At 63.8% G+C, this 729-nt stretch carries 1 protein-coding gene; it reads right to left on the minus strand.

All coding sequences use genetic code 11. From position 1 onward, the window contains the following. A partial coding sequence (locus KUV39_RS18690; protein ID WP_244998474.1) for a methyl-accepting chemotaxis protein occupies window positions 1-729 on the minus strand: 729 nt, incomplete at both ends.

The following is a 729-nucleotide window of genomic DNA, read 5'->3' on the forward strand; positions in this document are numbered from 1 at the left end:
CGCGGGGCTGGCTGCGCGCGGGGCGCTGGTGCTGCCTGCGGCGACCTTGAAATGCGCCACCAGCTCGGCGAGCTTGCCTGCATCGGTGTTCAGCATATGGCTGGCAGCCGTGGCCTCTTCGACCATTGCGGCATTCTGCTGGGTCACCTGATCCAGCTGGGTCACGCCGGTGTTGATCTCATGCAGGCCGGTGGACTGCTCCGAGGCACCGGTTGCAATGCCCGAAACCAGCTTGGAAATATGGCTCACCCGGTCGACGATGCCCTGCAGCGCCTCGCCGGTCTTGCCGACCAGATCCACGCCACGCTCCACCTGTTTGGAGCTGTCGCCAATCAGGGTCTTGATTTCCATCGCCGCATCCGAGGATCGCTGCGCCAGCGCCCGCACTTCGCTTGCCACGACCGCAAATCCCTTTCCCGCTTCGCCCGCGCGCGCGGCCTCAACGCCTGCGTTCAGCGCCAGGAGGTTGGTCTGGAAGGCGATGTCATCGATCACGCCGATGATCTGCGAGATATGGCTGGAGGATTGTTCGATTTCGGTCATGGCAGAGACGGCGCTTTGCACCACTTCGCCACTGCTTTCGGCCTCCTGCTTGGCCTCGTTCATGATGTTTTCCACGCTGCGCGCGCCTTCTGCGGCGGATTTCACGCTTGCGGTCATCTCATCCAGGGCGGCGGCGGTTTCTTCAAGCGTGGCTGCCTGGCTTTCGGTCCGGCTGGACAGGTCGTC

This window comes from Phaeobacter italicus, assembly GCF_019801785.1.
In the GTDB taxonomy this organism is placed as follows: Bacteria; Pseudomonadota; Alphaproteobacteria; order Rhodobacterales; family Rhodobacteraceae; genus Phaeobacter; species Phaeobacter italicus.